Origin of the sequence: Undibacterium sp. KW1 (genome assembly GCF_009937955.1) — a bacterium.
GTDB lineage: Bacteria > Pseudomonadota > Gammaproteobacteria > Burkholderiales > Burkholderiaceae_D > Undibacterium.
Window position 1 is genome coordinate 1,069,560 of record NZ_AP018439.1, and the last position, 18,497, is coordinate 1,088,056.

Consider the following 18,497-nt stretch of genomic DNA (forward strand, 5'->3'; position numbering starts at 1 on the left):
TTACGCTGGCCTGTCCATGTCGATGATCTTGCTGGCTGCCGCGGCATGCTGCTTGCGGGTCGTGGCATTCGGTTCTTGATACAACCATGGCAGCATGAACTTGGTCATTTCAGATGCCGCATGCACCGGGGCTTTGGCCTGGTGGGCGACGGCACTGCAGATGGCTTCTATCAGGCACAGCGCAGCACCTTCAGAGTTGGGGGAGAAGTTGCGGCGAGTTTGCGCATACAGGGTGATGTTCGCCAGTGAGGCCAATGGTGAACTTGGTGCATCCGTCAGCGCCAGGATAGGAACGCCTTTTTCGCGCAACTGCTGCAGGATAGTGACCACATCTTCTGCATAGCGCGGGAAAGAAATGCCGATGACCAGATCGCGCTCTGTGTATTTGAACAATTGCCTTGCGACATTCGATGGCCCGCCTGAGCCCAGGGTTGATTGCACGGTATTACAGAATGGGTCCAGACTATGCGCCATCAGGCCAGCCAGGAAGGCGCTGGCACCATAGCCGACGATGTAAATTCTTTCCGCATTCAGGATCTGGCGCACGGCATGGTTGCACAAATCAGGAGCCAGGCCGCGGCGGGTGGCCTCCAGATTGGCCATGTCTTCGTTGAGTGAGCTGGAAATGATTTCTGTGCTGGTGGCTGGACGCTGGATTTCACTGCGCAGATTATCAATAGGTGCCAGCATGGCTTCAAAGCCATACACCAGTTCAGCACGGAATTGCGGATAACCTTCAAAGCCAAGCGCCCTGGCAAAGCGATTTGCCGTGGCGACCGAGATGCCGACGGCATTTGCCAGCTCATCGATAGACATGGTGGCTGATCGAAATACATTCGACAGCACATAATCGGCTGCTTTTCTGTGCGCTTTTGACAAGTTCATATAGACCTTGCCTATGCGCGCATTAACAGTACCACCCAGGGATTGCGTATCAGGACGATTCATATCGGCTGGCTTTTCCGGTGAAATAGAAATGTAAATATAATTTCATCGATTTAAATTGTAAAGAAATGAATCGTGTCAAATCGATGAATGTCTCTCTCCGTACATATTTTGGATAATTTGGTCTATTTAGGAGATTTGTCAGGATAAACAAAATACATCAAATTTTGTTCTGAATTTACCTGAATTTACGCAAGCTAATGGTGGTGTAATTGAAAAGATTGTCGGCACTTATTAAAGTGAATTGAAACATATTCAGTTATTTACCAAACGGTAAAAAAATGCCCACAGACATGTGGGCATTTCATTTTTTTCGACAATTAGCGGCTGGCGACATCAATAATTCCGCCACCCAGGCAAACATCACCATCATACAAAACTGCAGACTGACCAGGGGTGACTGCCCATTGCGCTTGCGGGAAGTCCAGTTGAAAACGCTCGCTGTCACCACTGAAATGGCAAGCGACATCAGGCTGGCGGTAGCGGGTCTTGGCTGACAGCTCACCTGCTTGCGGCGCTTCGCCCGCCACCCAACTGACTTGCCCGGCTTCCAGCCCCGCAGACAATAGCCATGGATGATCATGGCCTTGCACGGCATACAGGGTATTGGCTTCCACATCTTTTTTCGCGACATACCAGGCATCGCTGCTGCCATCGGCATTCTGGTGCGACTTGATGCCGCCTATGCCTATGCCTTTGCGCTGGCCCAGGGTATAAAAACTCAGGCCTACATGCTGGCCGATGATTTCACCCTCAGGCGTTTGTATATTGCCTGGTTTGTACGATAAATATCGGTTCAGGAATTCGCGGAAAGGGCGCTCACCAATAAAACAAATACCAGTCGAATCTTTTTTCTTCGCATTCGGGAGTTGCAGTTGCTCGGCGATCTTGCGTACTTCAGTCTTCTGGATTTCGCCTAGCGGGAACAGGGTATTTGCCAGTTGTTTCTGGTTCAGCCTGTGCAGGAAATAGCTTTGGTCCTTGCTGGCGTCCATTGCTTTCATCAACTGGAACTGGCCATTCATTTCGCGCACGCGGGCATAGTGGCCGGTGGCGATGTAATCGGCACCCAGCTTCATCGCGTGGTCAAGGAAGGCTTTGAACTTGATTTCGGCATTGCACAGCACATCCGGGTTCGGTGTGCGGCCAGCCTGGTATTCACGCAGGAATTCTGCAAAGACACGGTCCTTGTATTCGCTGGCGAAATTGACGGCTTCGATATCAACGCCAACGACGTCGGCAACGCTGACGGCATCTATCCAGTCTTCGCGGGTAGAGCAGTATTCTGAATCGTCATCATCTTCCCAGTTTTTCATGAACAGGCCGATGACTTCATAGCCCTGTTCTTTCAGCAGCCATGCCGAGACGGAAGAATCAACGCCGCCTGACATCCCTATCACTACTTTTTTCTTGCTCATTTTTGCGGTTCCAAGTTTCCAAGTGCGCTTGGATGGGTAAACAACAGGGATAGCGGCGCGCGCTTGCCCTGCAAATAATCGTCTATGCATTGCAGTACCAGAGGGCTGCGATGCCTGTCTTGTGCCGCCACGATCTCATCGTAGCTCATCCACACGGTTCGCAAGATGCCGGTATCGAGGGCGCGGTCGTGTGCCGCGCCCAGTTCGCCGGTAAAGGCAAAGCGCAGATAAGTGACTTCTTCACCAGTCTTGGGTGAAATGAAGCGCGACAGGTAAGTGCCTGTCAATGCGGTCGGTGTGAAGTCGTGTGCAGTCTCTTCCAGGGTTTCGCGGATGACGGCTTGTTGCAGGCTTTCATCCGGGTCCAGATGACCGGCGGGCTGGTTGATGCGTACACCATCAGGTGTTTCTTCTTCAATCATGAAAAACTGTTGGTCGCGCTCAATAATTGCGGCTACAGTGACGGATGGTTTCCAAATGGCAGACATGGCTTCTCTCGGTAAGTCCGACATTTTACTTTGCCGTCAAATTTTGTGTGGCAAACCAGCAAATTTGAAAGCGAATTAGCTAATGCGTAATTTATCTATGCTCGCTTATTTTTGTGCTTTCGCTGTATTTTGATTTTGCACCAAACTTGTACGGTTTTTGATTTTAGTTTTAAGTGACTGTTTTTAAAGGAAATAATTTAGTTTTATAGATGTCTGCAGGGCGTCATCAGCATGATTCTTTAAAGAAATTTGCAGAAAACACAAAAAAGTGAACGGTTGTGCTAAAAAACATTTTGCGTGTAATATCGTTGTCGAATATCAAATGTAAGATTCAGGTAAGGAAGTGAGCTGCCTTAATCTACAAGAAAATCAGCAAAGAATAATGCAGCGGCCAGAGCTTACCCTTGACCGCTGCAGCACGGAATTGAAACACCAATATTCACACTAAAAAAGGGAGCAAATCTATGAAAATCGGCATACCCGCCGAGTCACGGCCGGGGGAGACGCGTGTAGCGGCAACCCCAGAAACCATCAAGAAATATGTCGCCGCCAAACACCAGGTGATCGTGCAGTCTGGTGCAGGCGTGGCTTCCAGTATTACCGACGAGGCCTACCAGGCTGCCGGTGCAGAAATTGGCACTGCTGCCGATGCACTGGGCGCTGAACTGGTCTTGAAAGTGCGTGCCCCCAATGCAGAAGAACGTGCGCTGATGAAATCAGGCACGGTGCTGGTTGGCATGCTCAATCCTTTTGACGCAGACAATATCGCGGCCATGGCCACACACGGCCTGTCCGCATTTGCACTCGAAGCTGCACCGCGCATTACCCGTGCGCAGTCGCTCGACGTCTTGTCTTCGCAAGCCAATATCGCCGGTTACAAGGCCGTCATGCTGGCCGCCAATACCTACCAGCGCTTCATGCCCATGCTGATGACAGCGGCGGGCACGGTCAAGGCCGCACGGGTGCTGATCATGGGCGTGGGCGTTGCAGGCTTGCAAGCGATTGCCACAGCCAAACGCCTGGGTGCAGTGATTGAAGCGTCGGATGTACGCCCGCCCGTCAAGGAGCAGGTTGAATCCCTGGGCGCCAAGTTTATCGATGTACCTTATGAAACCGATGAAGAACGCGAAATCGCCAAAGGTGTAGGTGGTTATGCCCGCCCCATGCCAGCAGCGTGGATGGAAAGGCAGGCTGCTCTCGTGCATGAACGTGCCAAGCAGGCTGATATCATCATTACGACAGCATTGATTCCTGGCCGCAAGGCACCGATACTGATTTCGGAAGAAACAGTAAAAGCCATGAAGCCAGGCTCAGTCATCGTCGATATGGCGGTAGAGCAGGGCGGCAATTGCCCCTTGTCTGAACTCAACAAGACAGTCACCAAATACGGTGTACACATCATAGGCGAGCCGAATCTGGCAACGCTGGTGGCGGCTGATGCATCGGCCCTTTATTCCCGTAATGTGCTGGACTTTTTGAAGCTCATCATTGACAAGGATGCTGCGCTGGCGATTAACCGTGAAGATGAAATCGTCGCTGCCACCCTGGTTTGCTCGGGTGGTGAAGTTTTAAAGAAATAGAATAAAAAGTTTTAAAGTTTTTAGCAATCAGTATCAGAAAGTAGAAAGACCATGCAAAGAAATATGCTCCGCGCCAAAATTCATCGCGCAACTGTAACCCAGTGTGACCTGCACTACGAAGGATCGTGCGGTATCGATGAAGATCTGCTCGACGCTGCCAACATCATCGAAAACGAACAGATAGAGCTGTATAACGTCAACAACGGTGAACGCTTCTCCACTTATGCCATCAAGGGCAAACGTGGCAGCGGTGAAATTTCACTCAATGGCGCTGCAGCCCGCCGCGTACAACTGGGCGATTTGATGATTATCTGTACCTATGCGCCGATGACAGAAGAAGAAGCAAAAGCGTATAAACCGAATGTCGTTTTCGTCAATGGCAAGAATCAGATCACCAGTATCAAAGAGTATAAATAACGTAGCCGGAGCAGGCAGTATCTGAAGTCTTGCTTGCTCATGTCTCGATTTGCATGTCTCAATCCAATTAAAGAGAGGACATCATGGAAGTTAGTCATACCCTTACCAACCTCATCATCTTCGTGCTGGCAATTTATGTCGGTTACCATGTGGTGTGGACAGTAACACCGGCCCTGCACACGCCTTTGATGGCGGTGACAAATGCCATTTCTGCCATCATCATCGTCGGTGCCATGCTGGCCGCTGGTTTGACCGAAGGCCTGCTGGCCCAGGTCATGGGCACGGCGGCAGTGGCACTGGCAGCAGTGAATGTATTCGGCGGTTTTCTGGTGACTCAGAGGATGCTGGAAATGTTCAAGAAAAAAGAGCCTAAAGCCATTGCCCATGCTGACAAGGAGGGCAAATAATGAGCATGAATCTGGTAACGATGCTGTACCTGATCGCATCGGTCTGCTTTATCCAGGCGTTAAAAGGTTTGTCCCATCCTTCCACCGCACGTCGTGGTAATGCCTTTGGCATGATAGGCATGGCGGTTGCAGTTGCAACCACCATCGCCCTGATCGTCAAGCTGAAAAACGAAAGTGCCGGTGCAGGTCTGGGCTATGGCCTGGTTGCCATCGGCGTCATTGTCGGCGGCGGCATAGGTGCAACTCTGGCCAAACGTGTAGAGATGACCAAGATGCCGGAACTGGTCGCAGCGATGCACTCATTGATCGGTCTGGCAGCGGTGTGTATCGCCGTAGCCGTTGTGTCTGAACCCTGGGTATTCAATATCGTCGCAAGAGACCAACCTATCCCTTTCGGTAACCGCCTGGAATTGTTCATTGGTACTTTTGTCGGTGCGATTACCTTCTCTGGTTCTGTCATCGCCTTTGGTAAATTGTCGGGCAAGTACAAGTTCCGCCTGTTCCAGGGCGCACCGGTCAGCTTCAGTGGCCAGCATCAGTTGAACCTGGTATTGGCAATTGCGATGCTGGGTTGCGGCATTGCCTTCTGCGTCACGCAAAGCTGGACACCGTTCATCATCATGACGGCTCTGGCTTTCGTGCTGGGCGTACTCATCATCATCCCTATCGGTGGTGCTGATATGCCAGTGGTGGTGTCGATGCTGAACAGTTATTCTGGCTGGGCGGCTGCAGGTATCGGCTTTTCGCTGAATAACTCCATGCTGATCATTGCCGGTTCGCTGGTGGGTTCGTCCGGTGCCATCCTGTCTTACATTATGTGCAAGGCGATGAACCGTTCGTTCTTCAATGTGATACTAGGTGGTTTTGGTGGCGAAGCTGCTGCCGCTGCTACTGGCGACCAGGCCCAGCGTACCGTTAAATCCGGCTCTGCTGATGACGTGGCTTTCCTGCTTGGTAATGCAGAGACTGTCATCATCGTTCCTGGTTATGGCCTGGCGGTGGCACGTGCCCAGCATGCCCTGAAAGAGCTGACAGAAAAGCTGACGCACAAAGGTATTACAGTCAAGTATGCAATTCACCCTGTGGCAGGGCGTATGCCTGGTCACATGAATGTCTTGCTGGCAGAAGCTGAAGTGCCTTACGACCAGGTATTCGAGATGGAAGACATCAACAGCGAATTTGGCCAGGCAGACGTGGTATTGGTATTGGGTGCGAATGACGTGGTTAATCCTGCGGCAAAAGACCCCAAATCACCGATTGCTGGCATGCCTATCCTGGAAGCCTACAAAGCCAAGACTGTTATCGTCAACAAGCGCTCCATGGCTTCTGGCTATGCAGGTCTGGACAATGAACTGTTCTACATGGATAAAACCATGATGGTGTTTGGCGATGCCAAGAAAGTCATTGAAGATATGGTGAAGGCTGTTGAGTAATTAGCTGAACCAAGCTGAGATGTATAAAAATGCCCGGTAGCGATATTCGCTCCCGGGCATTTTGTTTTGGCCGTAATTACGGTTTATCTGTCTTGTGATGGCTCAGTTGATACAGCAAAGGCAGTACCAGCAAAGTCAGCAGGGTGGATGAGAGTATGCCACCGATAACCACCGTCGCCAGTGGCCGCTGCACTTCAGCCCCAGTGCCTGTCGCCAGCGCCATCGGGATGAAGCCCAGGGATGCTACCAGCGCCGTCATCAGCACCGGGCGCAGACGTGTCAATGCACCTTGCTGGATGGCTCTGTCCAGCGTCATGCCTTCTTCACGCAAGCTGCGTATATAGGCAATCATGACCAGGCCGTTCAATACCGCAACACCAGACAGGGCGATGAAGCCTACACCGGCTGAAATCGACAGCGGTATATCACGTAACCACAGGGCGACTATGCCACCAGTCAGGGCAAACGGCACGCCTGTAAATACCAGCAAGCCGTCCCTGATATTGCCAAACATGGCAAACAGCAACATGAAGACCAGTAGCAAAGCTGCGGGGACGACGATTTGCAGGCGCTGTGATGCAGATTGCAATTGTTCGAAAGTGCCGCCCCAGGTGGTCCAGTAAGCGGTCGGGACTTTCACCTTCTGTGCCAGTTGCTCCTGTGCTTCTTTTATAAAGGAGCCTATGTCACGGCCACGCACATTGGCAGTGACAACGACACGGCGCTTGCCATCTTCACGGCTGATCTGGTTGGGGCCGGGTGCCATGTCTATGCTTGCCAGGTCAGCCAGGGTAATGAAACTGGTCGCTCCATTTTGTACATTCGGCAGACGAATCGGCAGGCGCTTGATGGCGTCGATATCGCTGCGCACATTTTCTGGCAGTCGTACAACGATATCAAACCGGCGGTCACCCTGGAACAGGGTGCCAGATTCCTTGCCACCTATCGCTGCGGAAATCACGTCCTGCACATCGCTGATATTCAAACCCAGCCTGGCCGCTTTCTCGCGGTTGATGTTGATGCTCAGCATAGGCAGGCCGGTGGTTTGCTCCAGCTTGACATCGGCAGCACCGGGAATTTTTTCCAGCATCCTGGCAATCTGTTCCCCAGTGCGGTTCATGATTTCCATGTCGTCACCAAACACTTTGATCGCCACGTCGCTGCGCACGCCAGAGATCAGTTCATTGAAGCGCATCTGTATGGGCTGGGTAAATTCATAGTTATTGCCCGGTACTTTTTCCACGGCTTCCTGTATGGCTGCTACCAGATCATCCTTGCTGCGCGTTGGGTCTGGCCATTGCGCTTGCGGCTTGAGCATGATGAAGGTGTCAGCCACATTCGGTGGCATCGGGTCAGTGGCAATTTCTGCCGTACCCAGCTTGCCAAAGACTTTGTCCACCTCGGGGAAAGTGCGTATCACATGTTCCAGTTCTATCTGCATTTGCAAAGCCTGGCTCAGGCTGGTGCCGGGTATGCGCATGGCGTGCAGGGCGATATCACCTTCATTCAGGCTGGGGACAAATTCGCTACCCATGCGGCTGGCCAGCAAGCCACTCAGAGCCAGTACCACCACAACGATGCTCAAGACCAGCGCCTTGCTTTGCAGTGCGAAATCCAGCATGGGTTGATAGAGCTGTTTGGCCCACAGCATCAAACGGTTTTCTTTTTCGCTGACGTGTTCACCGATGAACAGGGCGACAGCGGCAGGGATGAAAGTCATTGACAAGACCATCGCGGCAATCAGGGCAGCAACCACGGTAAATGCCATGGGGTGGAACATCTTGCCTTCTACCCCGGTCAGCGCAAAGATGGGCAGGTAAACCACCATGATGATCAACTGGCCAAACAGCAAGGGGCGGCGGGCTTCTCTGGCGGCGGCGAATACTTCCTGCAGGCGTTCACTGCGGTCCAGCGTGCGTCCGGCAGCCGCTTGTGCATGAGCCAGCCTGCGCACGCAATTCTCGACGATGACCACCGCACCATCGATAATGATGCCAAAATCCAGTGCGCCCAGGCTCATGAGATTGGCACTGACCTTGTTGCCCACCATACCGGTAAACGTGAACAGCATCGCCAGCGGTATCACCATGGCGGTGATGATGGCTGCACGGATATTCCCCAAAAATAAAAAGAGAATGGCAATCACCAGTACTGCACCTTCCAGCAGGTTTTTCTTTACCGTATTGATGGCCTTGTCTACCAGAACGGTGCGGTCATATACGGTGCTGGCTACGATGCCGGGAGGCAGGCTGCGGTTGATCTCAGCCAGTTTTTTTGCCACATCCTGCGATACCTTGCGGCTGTTTTCACCTATCAGCATGAACACCGTGCCGAGTACGACTTCACGGCCATTTTCTGTCGCTGCACCAGTGCGCAATTCACGGCCTATGCTGACTTCGGCGACGTCGCTGATACGGACAGGAATATTTTTCTGGGTGCTGACGACCACATTGCGTATGTCATCCATGGAAGCCAGTTGCCCCGGTGCCCTGACGAGGTATTGTTCGCCACGTCTTTCTATATAACCCGCGCCGATATTGCCATTATTTTTTTCCAGTGCAGTGACGACATCTTGCCAGCTCAATCCATGTGCCACCAGTTTTTCTGGCGATGGTGCAACCAGGAATTCCTTGGCATAACCACCTATGGTATTGATCTCGGTCACGCCTGCGACATTGCGCAATTGTGGCTTGACTATCCAGTCCTGTATTTCACGCAGGTCGGTGGCCGTGTAGGGCTGACCATCCGCCTTGAGTGCGCCTTCCTTGCTCTCCACTGTCCACATGACGATCTCACCCAGACCGGTGGAGATCGGCCCCATGCCAGGTTCTATGCCTGCTGGGAGCTTGCCCTTGGCTTCCTGTATACGTTCATTGACGAGCTGGCGGGCAAAGTAAATGTCGGTGCCATCCTTGAAAATGATGGTCACTTGTGACAGGCCATAGCGTGACAGTGAACGCGTCTGTTGCAGGTTGGGCAGGCCTGCCATCACGGTCTCTATGGGAAAGCTGATGCGTTGCTCAGCCTCCAGTGGTGAGTAGCCAGGGGCAGCGGTATTGACCTGTACCTGGACATTGGTGATGTCCGGCACGGCATCAATCGGCAGGCGCTGGTAACTGAAGATACCCAGTGATGCCAGCACCAAGGTCAGCATGATGACCAGCCAGCGCTGCGCTATCGAAAATTGTATGATTTTTTCAAACATGATGTGTTTTCCTCATGCTCTTAGTGTTCATGACTGGCGGCAGCTTTGCCCAGCTCAGCCTTGATCAGGAAACTGTTCTTGGCAACATAAGCCGTACCCGCCTGCAAGCCCTTGCGTATCTCTGTGTACTTGCCATCGCTGCGTCCCAGTTCCACCGGCCTGGCTTCCAGTTGATCGCCATAGCTGGCAAACACCGTGGCTTGTTCATCAATGATTTGTATGGCTTCATTGACTATCGCAACCGGCACTTCCACTTCGGCTGACAGCAGGGCCACATTCACAGTCAGGCCGGGATACCATACACCCTTGGTATTTGGCAGCAGCAAGCGTGCTTTGGCCGTGCGGGTTTGTTCCCCCATGACTGCGCCTACATAGCTGAGCTTGCCTTCTGCGGTAGCATCAAAGGCATTGGCGCTGACTTTGGCGCTCTGGCCTGTCCTGACATGGTTGAGGTCTTTGGCAGGTATCGCGATTTCCACCCAGACACTGCTGAGATCGGCTACCGTAAAGATGGCAGCATCATCCTTGAGTGACTGCCCCATGCTGATGTGTTTCTCGGTCACTGTACCTGCGATGGGTGAACGGATTTCATAGCGGTTCAGGTTGCCCTTTGTAGCCATGCCAGCACCCAGGGAAGCCAGTTTTTGTTGCGCACTTTGCAGGGTGATGTCGGATTCCTGCATGGCATTGCGGGCTTGCAGATAATCCTGCTCTGCTGAGATTTTTTCTTCCCAGAGTTTTTTCTCGCGTTCAAAATTACTGCGTGCCAGTGCATGACGTTTTTGTGTCGCCAGCACTTCAGTACGCAAATCGACCAGTGCCTGGCTGGATATCACCGCCAGTAACTGACCCTTGCTGACCTTGTCACCCGCATTCACTGCCACGCTTTCCACGATACCTGCAAGGCGCGGCACGATTTGCAGCATGCTGTCTTCATTCAGTTTCACTTCACCCAACAAGTTCAGATTGCTTTGCAGTTTTACCGCGCCTGCGATTTCTGTCTCTACGCCATTTTGCTTGCGCTTCAGGGCATTCATGCTGACGCGGCCCTCTATCTGTTCATAATTGAATTGATAGCTCTTGCCAGCATGTTGGGCTGTGATGCTGGCTTTGAAGGAATGTGGTTCTTCGACGATGGCATCGCCTTTCAGATAATTTTTTTCTGTGCTGAACTTGAAGGTTTGTACCGCTCCACCCAGGCGTTCCAGATTGATGGTGACGTTATTGGTTGCAGGTGGTAGTGGCTTGCCATCCTGATAGGCATACAGGCGAAATTCTGGTGCTGTGTTTTGCTCGAAGATAGTCACTTCCAGCGCATAGCCATCCTTGCTGAACAGTTTGCCGCCATGCGGGCCTTTGGCGGCAGCCTCGGCTCCACTGGCTTCGTCATGATGTTCATTGTCGGCATGCTCAGCCTGCTCTGCACGGCTGCCATGTTCATCGGTTTTTTTCGATTTTCCTGCGCTCAGTATCAGCGCAGCCAATATCGCACCTATGAGGATGACGATGATGACTGGCACGGCAGTTTTTTTATTGATATTCAGTTTCATACAAAATCCTAAAATGAAGAGGTGGCGGTGAACAGGCTGAATTCACTGTCACCTATGTAAGCCTCGATATCCGCCGCCGCACGCTGGGCTTCTGACAGGCTGCGCAAGTATTGCGCCCTGGCTTGCAGCAATGAACGCTGGGCGTCCAGCACATCCATGAAATTGAATTTGCCGTATTCAAAGCCCTTGATGGCGAGCTCATATGCCTGTTGTGCACCGGGCAGCATGACTTTCTTCAGCATCTCGGCTTCTTCCCTGGCCAGGCTCAGGCGTTGATGGGTTTGCAGTAGCTCGCCATGCAGGCGGTTTTCTGTGGCTGTCAATTCATTCCTGGCCTTGTCTGCGCGACTCAGAGCATCTTGTAAATTGCCCTGATTGCGGTCAAACAGATTCAGCGGGATGCTGATGCCGACGATGGCCTGGTTGCGGCCAGTTTGCTGTTCGCGCTTGTTGCCTATGCTTAAAGTCAGGTCCGGTACTTGCCTGCTTTTTTCCAGTGCGGACATGGCGATTCGCTTGTCCACTTCGAGTTGTGCGCGTTGCATTAATGGTGAGCGTGCCAGGGCTTGCGTCAGTTTTTGCAAGTCGGGCAAGGCGGGCAGAGTATGGAATTCACCCTGCAGTTGCAGCTCAGCAGCCAGTTTGCTGCCCATGGCGGTTGCCAGACCTTGCCTGGCTATCAGTAATTCGCTATTGGCTTGTGCAAGTTCCACACGCACGCCAGATTCGGCAATGCTCGCCCGGGTGGCTTCCAGTGGCGGGATTTTACCGAGGCTGACCTGGCGGCTGGCAGCATGGCTGGCACGCTGTGCCAGTTCCAATGACACTGTCGCAAGACGCTGGCGCTCTTGCGCTATCAGCACGGCAAAAAACTGTGTAGTGACTGCTGCCCTGATCTCGGCTGATTTGATCGCCAGTTCATTCAAGGCAGCGCTGCGACTGCGCTCGGCGACGCTGATGCGTGCACCGCGTTTGCCACCCAGTTCCAGAGGCTGGTTGATTTGTATGGTGGTGCTACGACTGTCTTGCCTGGCATCTTCGACGAGGACAGACAGTTCAGGGTTGGGCATGACACCAGCCTGGCGCAATGCACCCTCGCTGGCTTGCACTTCACGCCTGGCAGCAGCGATGTCCGGGTTATTGGCAACGGCCAGTGCTATTGCCATGGGCAAGGTCATTACGCCAGCGTTGGTCGAGGACAATGGGTTTTGTGCCTGTGCTGATACGGGAAACAGCATGGGACACAGTAGTACAGCCACTATAGCGAGTGGCAAGAATAATTTTTGCATGGCATTCTCCAGAAAAACGAAAAGGAAGAATCCAGCAAGTAGCCGTCAAGTTTCTAGCTTTGGAAACGCTTTACGCGCACGCAAAATTACGTGACGAAAAAAAAGCAATGAAATGAATATAGACAGATGCCTCGCCGGACTTAGGCGAAGGCCATCCATTTGGGACGTTCAGGTTGCGCAAGGAAAGGCGCAGGAGTCTGCTGCGATGCCGCAGTGAGTTGATAAGTGGTCAGCGTCGATTCTGTTAGCGGCAGATTGGATGAATGCGCACCCAGTGGACTATGTGCGCACGACGCACAGTCTGGGTGGGAAGCTGTTTTTTTTGCCGCTGATTTGTCTGTAGATTTATCAGCATGACTGTCACCATCCCTGGCTTCATGCTCATGCGGGTGATGCCCAAAATGCTGCGAAGTCTTGTCCGTCTCATGCATGCAATACGCACTCGCCACCGACCAGCTTAGCTGGAGAGTGAAAGCAACGATGATCATAAGGATGAACTTTTTAAGCATGGTGTGAATTATAAACCCTAAAGCTTGTTGTCACTATTTCAGACGGCGAACCAGACGCAAACCGTTAAAAATCACCAGCAGGCTTGCACCCATATCAGCAAATACCGCCATCCACAAAGTCGCTATGCCCATGACTGCCATGACGAGGAAGGCCAGCTTGATACCCAGTGCCAGGGCAATATTCTGTTTCAGTATGGCGGCAGTGCGCTGGCTCAGGCGGATGAATTGCGGGATCTTGCGCAAGTCATCATCCATCAGGGCGACGTCTGCTGTTTCCAGTGCTGTATCGGTACCTGCTGCACCCATGGCAAAACCTATGCTGGATTTCGCCAGTGCCGGTGCATCATTGATGCCGTCACCGACCATGCCGACCGTGCCGTGATTGGCCAGCTCGTCGTTGATGGCGGCCAGTTTGTCTTCCGGCAGCAGATTGCCACGCGCATCATCAATGCCCACGTTTTTTGCGATGGCTTTTGCGGTCATTTCATTATCGCCAGTCAGCATGACGGTGCGTATGCCCAGCGCATGTAATTCTGCAATTGCCTGGCGGCTGCTTTCACGTACGGTGTCTGCCACGGCTATCACTGCCAAGGCCTTTTCTTCATCGGCAATGATGACTGCTGTCTTGCCCTCCGCTTCCAGCGCGAACAGTGCTGCTTCAGTAGAGAGGCTACAAATCTTGAGTTCTTCTATCAGGCGATGATTGCCGAGGTAATACCATTTGCCCGCTATCTGGCCTTTGACACCACGGCCTGCAATCGCCTCAAAGTTGCTGACTTCCAATGCGCTGCTACCCTGAGTTGTCGAATAGGCAGTCACCGCGCCTGACACCGGATGATCAGAGCGACCAGCCAGGCTGGCTGCCAGTTGCAAAGCCGTGGCCTGGTCGCCGTTGAGCGGTGTGACATCAGTGACAACAGGTTTCCCCTGGGTGATGGTGCCGGTTTTATCGAGCGCCAGTGACTTCAGCTTGCGGCCTTCCTCCAGATACACGCCACCTTTGATAAGTATGCCCGCCTTGGCCGCTGCCGCCAGCCCGCTGACTACAGTCACAGGGGTAGAGACAACCAGCGCACATGGGCAGGCAATCACCAGCAAGACCAGTGCCTTGTATACCCACACCATCCATGGCAGGCCCAGCAACAGGGGAGGGAAGAGCATGACGCCCAGTGCCAGTACAAACACAATGGGCGTGTATACCTTGGCAAAGCTATCGACAAAGCGTTGTGTAGGCGCACGGCTGCCTTGCGCCTCTTCAACCGCATGGATAATACGTGACAGGGTGGAGTCAGTTTGCGCAGCAGTCACGCGGTATTCAAAAGAACCGGTTTCATTAATGGTACCGGCAAACAGCTTGTCACCAACTGTCTTGGCAACCGGTATGCTCTCGCCCGTGATAGGTGCCTGATTGACTGAGGATTGCCCCTGACTGAGTTCGCCATCGAGCGGGATGCGTTCACCCGGAGCAACCCTTACCGTAGCGCCTATGGCGATGTTTTTGGCTGCGACATCCTGCCAGCTACCATCTGCCTGCAAGACACTGGCTGTCTCTGGCGTCATTGCCATCAGGCCGCGTATGGCATTGCGGGCGCGGTCCAGCGACATTGCTTCTATGGCTTCTGACAGGCTGAACAAGACCATGACCATGGCAGCTTCTGGCCATTGCCCTATGATCAGCGCACCGGTGACGGCGATCGTCATCAGGGCATTGATGTTCAGGTTCAGGTTCTTCAGCGCTATCCAGCCCTTTTTATAGGTACTGGTGCCACTCAGCAGTATCGCCAGGGCAGATAAGAGCATAACGGGCCAGGCTTTTTCTGCGCCGCTGATGTAGGCATAGGTTTCGGCAAGTACTGCAGCTACGCCGGCAGCACCCAGCAACCACCATTTGTGTGCAGGGTTTGCTGACGGTATTGCGCTTGCATCCTCATTGTCTTTGCCATCTCCGCTTAACAGCACGGCCTGCATGCCGATCGAAGTTAGTACAGCCTGTATCTTTGCCTGGTCTTCCAGCGTATGGCTGACCGTCAGTTTGCGTTGCATGAGATTGAAATCAAGCTGGGCTATGCCGGGCATGGGGCTCAGCTTATTGCGTATCAAGCCTTCTTCTGTCGGGCAATCCATGTTTTCTATGGAATACACCACGGTCGATGTACCGGCAGGTGAGGCTATAGGCTTTTCATTCTCCGGCACCACTTTGACCTCACCGTGGTCGCAACAGCTATGCGCATGCTTGTGCACTGATTCATGCTTTTGTTCATCGCCATGTTCATGAGTGTGTCCATGGCTATGTCCATGGCCGTGCCCTGAATGATCGTGTTGATGCTGATGTGCCATGCTGACTCCGGAAAAGAGGTATAGTGAGCATTAGACACCCTGTAGCAGGTATAGAGTCAAGCACTAGTGGACTGTAACAGTGAAAATCGGAGTGCCTGCCATGTGCGCGACGATCATGGCTGCGTTGCAAATACTCGCGATAGCCCCGCTATCGCTGTGTTCATTTGTTCCACGCTTGCCTTGCCCTGATGCGCCGGGCACATGTCCTTCACTCTCGATTCCACTGTTACAGTCCACTAGATTTAAATTGATGGAGTCATACAAATGGAATTGAAAATTGGCGAATTGGCAAAACGCTCCGGTTGCCTGGTAGAAACCATACGCTACTATGAAAAAGAGGGCTTGTTGCCACAAGCCAGCCGCTCGCAGGGCAATTTCCGCCTGTATGGTGAAATGCATGCAGAGCGCCTGCAATTCATACGACATTGCCGTTCTCTGGATATGACGCTGGACGAAATACGCCAGCTATTGCAGTTCCGCGATGCGCCTGAGGATAATTGTTCAGAAGTAAATGCCTTGCTCGACAAACATATAGAACATGTCGCGCACCGCATCAGGGAGTTGAAGGGACTGGAGTCACAGTTAAAGTCCCTACGCAAGTTATGCACCAGCGCGCAGGCAACAAAAGATTGCGGTATTTTGCAGAATCTGGGTACGGCGGAAGAGCATCCGGTGCGTAATCTGGGTAGCCACGGTAGTGGCTGTCATTGATGGCTACAAAGCCTTTGAAGATTGAACAGGTCATCAGCAAAAAACGGCCGATGACCTGATATTCCTTACATTCTCGCTTACATCCTGACCAGCGTTGATTTGCCAAACAGGCTTTCGATCAAATCGACTGCCAGTACCGCAGTCTGGTTGCGCACATCGAGCGCAGGGTTTAGCTCTACCACATCCAGCGACGCCATCAAGCCGGTGTCGGCCACCATTTCCATGCACAACTGCGCTTCACGATAAGTTGGGCCACCCAGGACTGCGGTGCCAACGCCTGGGGCGATGCCGGGGTCAAGGCAGTCGAGGTCGAAGCTCACATGCAAATGGGTATTGCTGTCCAGATTGGCCAGCACGGAAGACATGACATTGCGCATGCCGTATTCATCGATGTAGCGCATGTCGAATACCTGCATGCCCATTTCATGAATGAACTTGCGCTCGCCATCATCGACACTGCGTATGCCTATCAGGCGTATGTCGGTAGGCTGTATGGCAGGAGTCTGGCCGCTATAGTTGATCAGTTCCTTGGGACCATGACCCATGAGGCAGGCGACAGGCATGCCGTGGATATTGCCGGTAGGGCTGATGGTGGATAAATTGCTATCTGCATGGGCATCAAACCACAGCACGCGCAGTTTCTTGCCGACGCGGCGGCAGTGTGCTGCCACCGCGCTGATGGAACCTATTGCCAGGCAATGATCACCACCTAACATCATGGGCATGTGGCCATCCTGCAAGGCCTTATCGACGGCGTCATACACGGCCTGGTTCCAGTCTATCGCCTCTTTCAGGTGGCGCAAGCCATTTACTGGTTGTTCCCAGGGATTGGCCGGACCATGCAAATTGCCATGGTCAATGACTTTCAGGCCGCGTGCCGTCAAAGCCTCGTTCAGGCCTGCCACACGTAATGCGTCGGGCCCCATGCCCGCGCCTCTGACGCTTGCGCCTACATCGGTAGGAGCTCCAATTAAGGAAATGGTTTTCATTCGTTTCTAGTGTAATGCCCTGTCAGGAAAGACTTCAGGCGTTTATTGGTACTGCACATTCTGTATCGCTACGGGCCGGGCTGGCAACATTGCTGCTTGTTGCTGCCATTCCCATACCAAACAGGTCTTTCGGGTTCATCATTTCAGGGATCAAATCCAGTACCGGTGAGTTGGCCTGCATGACATATTTTTCCAGATAACGCATGGCAGAAAAATCTTCCAGCGCAAAACCGACAGAATCAAATACCGTGACTTGCCCGGCATGGCTGCGGCCAGTGGCATTACCTGCCAGGATAGTCCACAACTCGGTTACCTTGAAGTCCGCCGGCATTTGTTGCAATTCACCTTCTATGCGCGATTGCGGTTCATATTCCACCACCACATGCGCGTTATTCAAAATATCTGCATGCAATTCTGTCTTGCCGGGGCAATCACCACCTACGCCATTGATATGCATGCCGGGTTCTATCATGTCCGGGGTCAGTATGATGGCATTGGTTTTGTCTGCTGTCACCGTGGTTAAGATGTCCGCGCCCTTGACTGCCTCGGCAGTTGAACTGGCACGTATGACACGCAATTCTGGATACATACGCAAATTATGAATTAATTTGTCGGTTGCTGCAGGGTCTATGTCATAGACGCGCAACTCTTTGATGCCCAGCATGGCATGAAAAGCCACTGCCTGAAACTCACTTTGCGCACCATTTCCGATCAGGGCCATGACGCGGCTGTCTGGCCTGGCCATGTAAGTCGCTGCCAGCGCCGAGGTGGCGGCGGTGCGTATGGCGGTTGTCAGTGTCAGTTCTGACAGCAGGCGAGGGTAACCGGTATTCACATCTGCCAGCACGCCAAAGGCAGTTACCGTCAGCAAACCAGCCTGGGTGTTTTTGGGGTGACCATTGACGTATTTGAATGAGTACTGGCTACCGTCAGAGATAGGCATCAGTTCTATGACACCCACGTCGGAGTGATTCGCCACCCGTGCCGATTTGTCGAATGACTGCCAGCGCAAATAATCTTCCTTGATCATGCCAGCCAGACGCGCAATGGCATCTTCCAGCCTGGTCTTCTTCAAGTGGTTTTGCAGTTCTTTTGTGCCGATGAAGGTCACCATGATGTTCTCCGTGTTTACCGTATTTACAGTATTTATGTATAAGGACTTGCGGGAACACATTTCAGAGGCTATTGCGAAATCACCCTGGTTTTCCTGATGTTGCGA

General features: G+C 52.7%; 15 protein-coding genes. 5 read left to right on the forward strand and 10 right to left on the reverse strand.

Annotation, left to right across the window (positions count from 1 at the left end):
- From UNDKW_RS04850 to UNDKW_RS04860, 3 genes are all read right to left on the reverse strand, one after another.
- The gene (locus tag UNDKW_RS04850; RefSeq protein ID WP_162057801.1) at window positions 1-948 is read right to left on the reverse strand and encodes a MurR/RpiR family transcriptional regulator; all 948 of its coding nucleotides are present in this window, start codon (window positions 946-948) and stop codon (window positions 1-3) included.
- 317 nt (window positions 949-1,265) lie between these two features.
- A complete protein-coding gene (gene mnmA, locus UNDKW_RS04855) occupies window positions 1,266-2,363 on the reverse strand; it encodes a tRNA 2-thiouridine(34) synthase MnmA (RefSeq protein ID WP_162057802.1) in 1,098 nt (365 codons plus the stop codon).
- The gene (locus tag UNDKW_RS04860; RefSeq protein WP_162057803.1) at window positions 2,360-2,851 is read right to left on the reverse strand and encodes an NUDIX hydrolase; all 492 of its coding nucleotides are present in this window, start codon (window positions 2,849-2,851) and stop codon (window positions 2,360-2,362) included. The genes mnmA and UNDKW_RS04860 overlap by 4 nt, the downstream gene beginning before the upstream one ends.
- Before the next feature lie 464 nt (window positions 2,852-3,315).
- On the opposite strand from UNDKW_RS04860, the gene UNDKW_RS04865 reads away from it, so the two are divergent.
- The 4 genes from UNDKW_RS04865 to UNDKW_RS04880 all read left to right on the forward strand — a co-directional run bounded on the left by UNDKW_RS04865 (window position 3,316) and on the right by UNDKW_RS04880 (window position 6,688).
- Complete coding sequence (locus UNDKW_RS04865; protein ID WP_162057804.1) at window positions 3,316-4,431, forward strand: Re/Si-specific NAD(P)(+) transhydrogenase subunit alpha; 1,116 nt, start codon at window positions 3,316-3,318, stop codon at window positions 4,429-4,431.
- 51 nt (window positions 4,432-4,482) lie between these two features.
- Complete coding sequence (gene panD / locus UNDKW_RS04870; RefSeq protein WP_110255112.1) at window positions 4,483-4,848, forward strand: aspartate 1-decarboxylase; 366 nt, start codon at window positions 4,483-4,485, stop codon at window positions 4,846-4,848.
- 83 nt (window positions 4,849-4,931) lie between these two features.
- Window positions 4,932-5,255, forward strand: coding sequence for an NAD(P) transhydrogenase subunit alpha (locus UNDKW_RS04875; RefSeq protein WP_162040008.1), 324 nt, complete (start codon window positions 4,932-4,934; stop codon window positions 5,253-5,255).
- The gene (locus tag UNDKW_RS04880) at window positions 5,255-6,688 is read left to right on the forward strand and encodes an NAD(P)(+) transhydrogenase (Re/Si-specific) subunit beta (RefSeq protein WP_162057805.1); all 1,434 of its coding nucleotides are present in this window, start codon (window positions 5,255-5,257) and stop codon (window positions 6,686-6,688) included. Before UNDKW_RS04875 ends, UNDKW_RS04880 begins: the two co-directional genes overlap by 1 nt.
- A 76-nt stretch (window positions 6,689-6,764) precedes the next feature.
- Here the strand turns inward: UNDKW_RS04880 and UNDKW_RS04885 are convergent, their stop codons facing one another.
- The 5 genes from UNDKW_RS04885 to UNDKW_RS04905 form a co-directional block, all read right to left on the reverse strand.
- Window positions 6,765-9,893, reverse strand: coding sequence for an efflux RND transporter permease subunit (locus UNDKW_RS04885; RefSeq protein WP_162057806.1), 3,129 nt, complete (start codon window positions 9,891-9,893; stop codon window positions 6,765-6,767).
- Window positions 9,894-9,913: 20 nt separating this feature from the next.
- Window positions 9,914-11,443 carry an efflux RND transporter periplasmic adaptor subunit gene (locus tag UNDKW_RS04890; protein ID WP_162057807.1) on the reverse strand — a complete coding sequence of 510 codons (1,530 nt, stop codon included), beginning with the start codon at window positions 11,441-11,443 and terminating at the stop codon, window positions 9,914-9,916.
- 8 nt (window positions 11,444-11,451) lie between these two features.
- On the reverse strand, window positions 11,452-12,732 hold the full coding sequence (locus UNDKW_RS04895; RefSeq protein ID WP_162057808.1) for a TolC family protein: 1,281 nt from the start codon (window positions 12,730-12,732) through the stop codon (window positions 11,452-11,454).
- A gap of 140 nt (window positions 12,733-12,872) precedes the next feature.
- Window positions 12,873-13,241 (reverse strand): hypothetical protein, encoded by a 369-nt coding sequence (locus UNDKW_RS04900; protein ID WP_162057809.1) that lies wholly within the window; start codon window positions 13,239-13,241, stop codon window positions 12,873-12,875.
- Between the two features lie 33 nt (window positions 13,242-13,274).
- Window positions 13,275-15,578, reverse strand: coding sequence for a heavy metal translocating P-type ATPase (locus UNDKW_RS04905; protein WP_162057810.1), 2,304 nt, complete (start codon window positions 15,576-15,578; stop codon window positions 13,275-13,277).
- A 264-nt stretch (window positions 15,579-15,842) separates the two neighbouring features.
- Between UNDKW_RS04905 and cadR the strand changes: the two genes are divergently transcribed.
- Window positions 15,843-16,289 carry a Cd(II)/Pb(II)-responsive transcriptional regulator gene (gene cadR / locus UNDKW_RS04910; RefSeq protein ID WP_162057811.1) on the forward strand — a complete coding sequence of 149 codons (447 nt, stop codon included), beginning with the start codon at window positions 15,843-15,845 and terminating at the stop codon, window positions 16,287-16,289.
- Window positions 16,290-16,366: 77 nt separating this feature from the next.
- Here the strand turns inward: cadR and rocF are convergent, their stop codons facing one another.
- Both rocF and UNDKW_RS04920 read right to left on the reverse strand, forming a co-directional pair.
- Entirely contained in the window at window positions 16,367-17,278 is a 912-nt protein-coding gene (gene rocF, locus UNDKW_RS04915; protein ID WP_162057812.1) for an arginase, read from the reverse strand.
- 34 nt (window positions 17,279-17,312) lie between these two features.
- Window positions 17,313-18,392, reverse strand: coding sequence for an ornithine cyclodeaminase (locus UNDKW_RS04920; RefSeq protein ID WP_162057813.1), 1,080 nt, complete (start codon window positions 18,390-18,392; stop codon window positions 17,313-17,315).
- Between the last annotated feature and the right edge of the window lie 105 nt (window positions 18,393-18,497).

Bases quoted from the DNA above. Each gene is read 5' to 3' on its own strand.
- UNDKW_RS04920 (WP_162057813.1), bottom strand. From the start codon at position 18,392: ATGGTGACCTTCATCGGCACAAAAGAACTGCAAAACCACTTGAAGAAG.
- UNDKW_RS04875 (WP_162040008.1), top strand. From the start codon at position 4,932: ATGGAAGTTAGTCATACCCTTACCAACCTCATCATCTTCGTGCTGGCA.
- UNDKW_RS04860 (WP_162057803.1), bottom strand. From the start codon at position 2,851: ATGTCTGCCATTTGGAAACCATCCGTCACTGTAGCCGCAATTATTGAG.
- rocF (WP_162057812.1), bottom strand. From the start codon at position 17,278: ATGAAAACCATTTCCTTAATTGGAGCTCCTACCGATGTAGGCGCAAGC.
- UNDKW_RS04895 (WP_162057808.1), bottom strand. From the start codon at position 12,732: ATGCAAAAATTATTCTTGCCACTCGCTATAGTGGCTGTACTACTGTGT.
- mnmA (WP_162057802.1), bottom strand. From the start codon at position 2,363: ATGAGCAAGAAAAAAGTAGTGATAGGGATGTCAGGCGGCGTTGATTCT.
- UNDKW_RS04890 (WP_162057807.1), bottom strand. From the start codon at position 11,443: ATGAAACTGAATATCAATAAAAAAACTGCCGTGCCAGTCATCATCGTC.
- panD (WP_110255112.1), top strand. From the start codon at position 4,483: ATGCAAAGAAATATGCTCCGCGCCAAAATTCATCGCGCAACTGTAACC.
- UNDKW_RS04880 (WP_162057805.1), top strand. From the start codon at position 5,255: ATGAGCATGAATCTGGTAACGATGCTGTACCTGATCGCATCGGTCTGC.
- UNDKW_RS04885 (WP_162057806.1), bottom strand. From the start codon at position 9,893: ATGTTTGAAAAAATCATACAATTTTCGATAGCGCAGCGCTGGCTGGTC.
- UNDKW_RS04900 (WP_162057809.1), bottom strand. From the start codon at position 13,241: ATGCTTAAAAAGTTCATCCTTATGATCATCGTTGCTTTCACTCTCCAG.
- UNDKW_RS04865 (WP_162057804.1), top strand. From the start codon at position 3,316: ATGAAAATCGGCATACCCGCCGAGTCACGGCCGGGGGAGACGCGTGTA.
- cadR (WP_162057811.1), top strand. From the start codon at position 15,843: ATGGAATTGAAAATTGGCGAATTGGCAAAACGCTCCGGTTGCCTGGTA.
- UNDKW_RS04850 (WP_162057801.1), bottom strand. From the start codon at position 948: ATGAATCGTCCTGATACGCAATCCCTGGGTGGTACTGTTAATGCGCGC.
- UNDKW_RS04905 (WP_162057810.1), bottom strand. From the start codon at position 15,578: ATGGCACATCAGCATCAACACGATCATTCAGGGCACGGCCATGGACAT.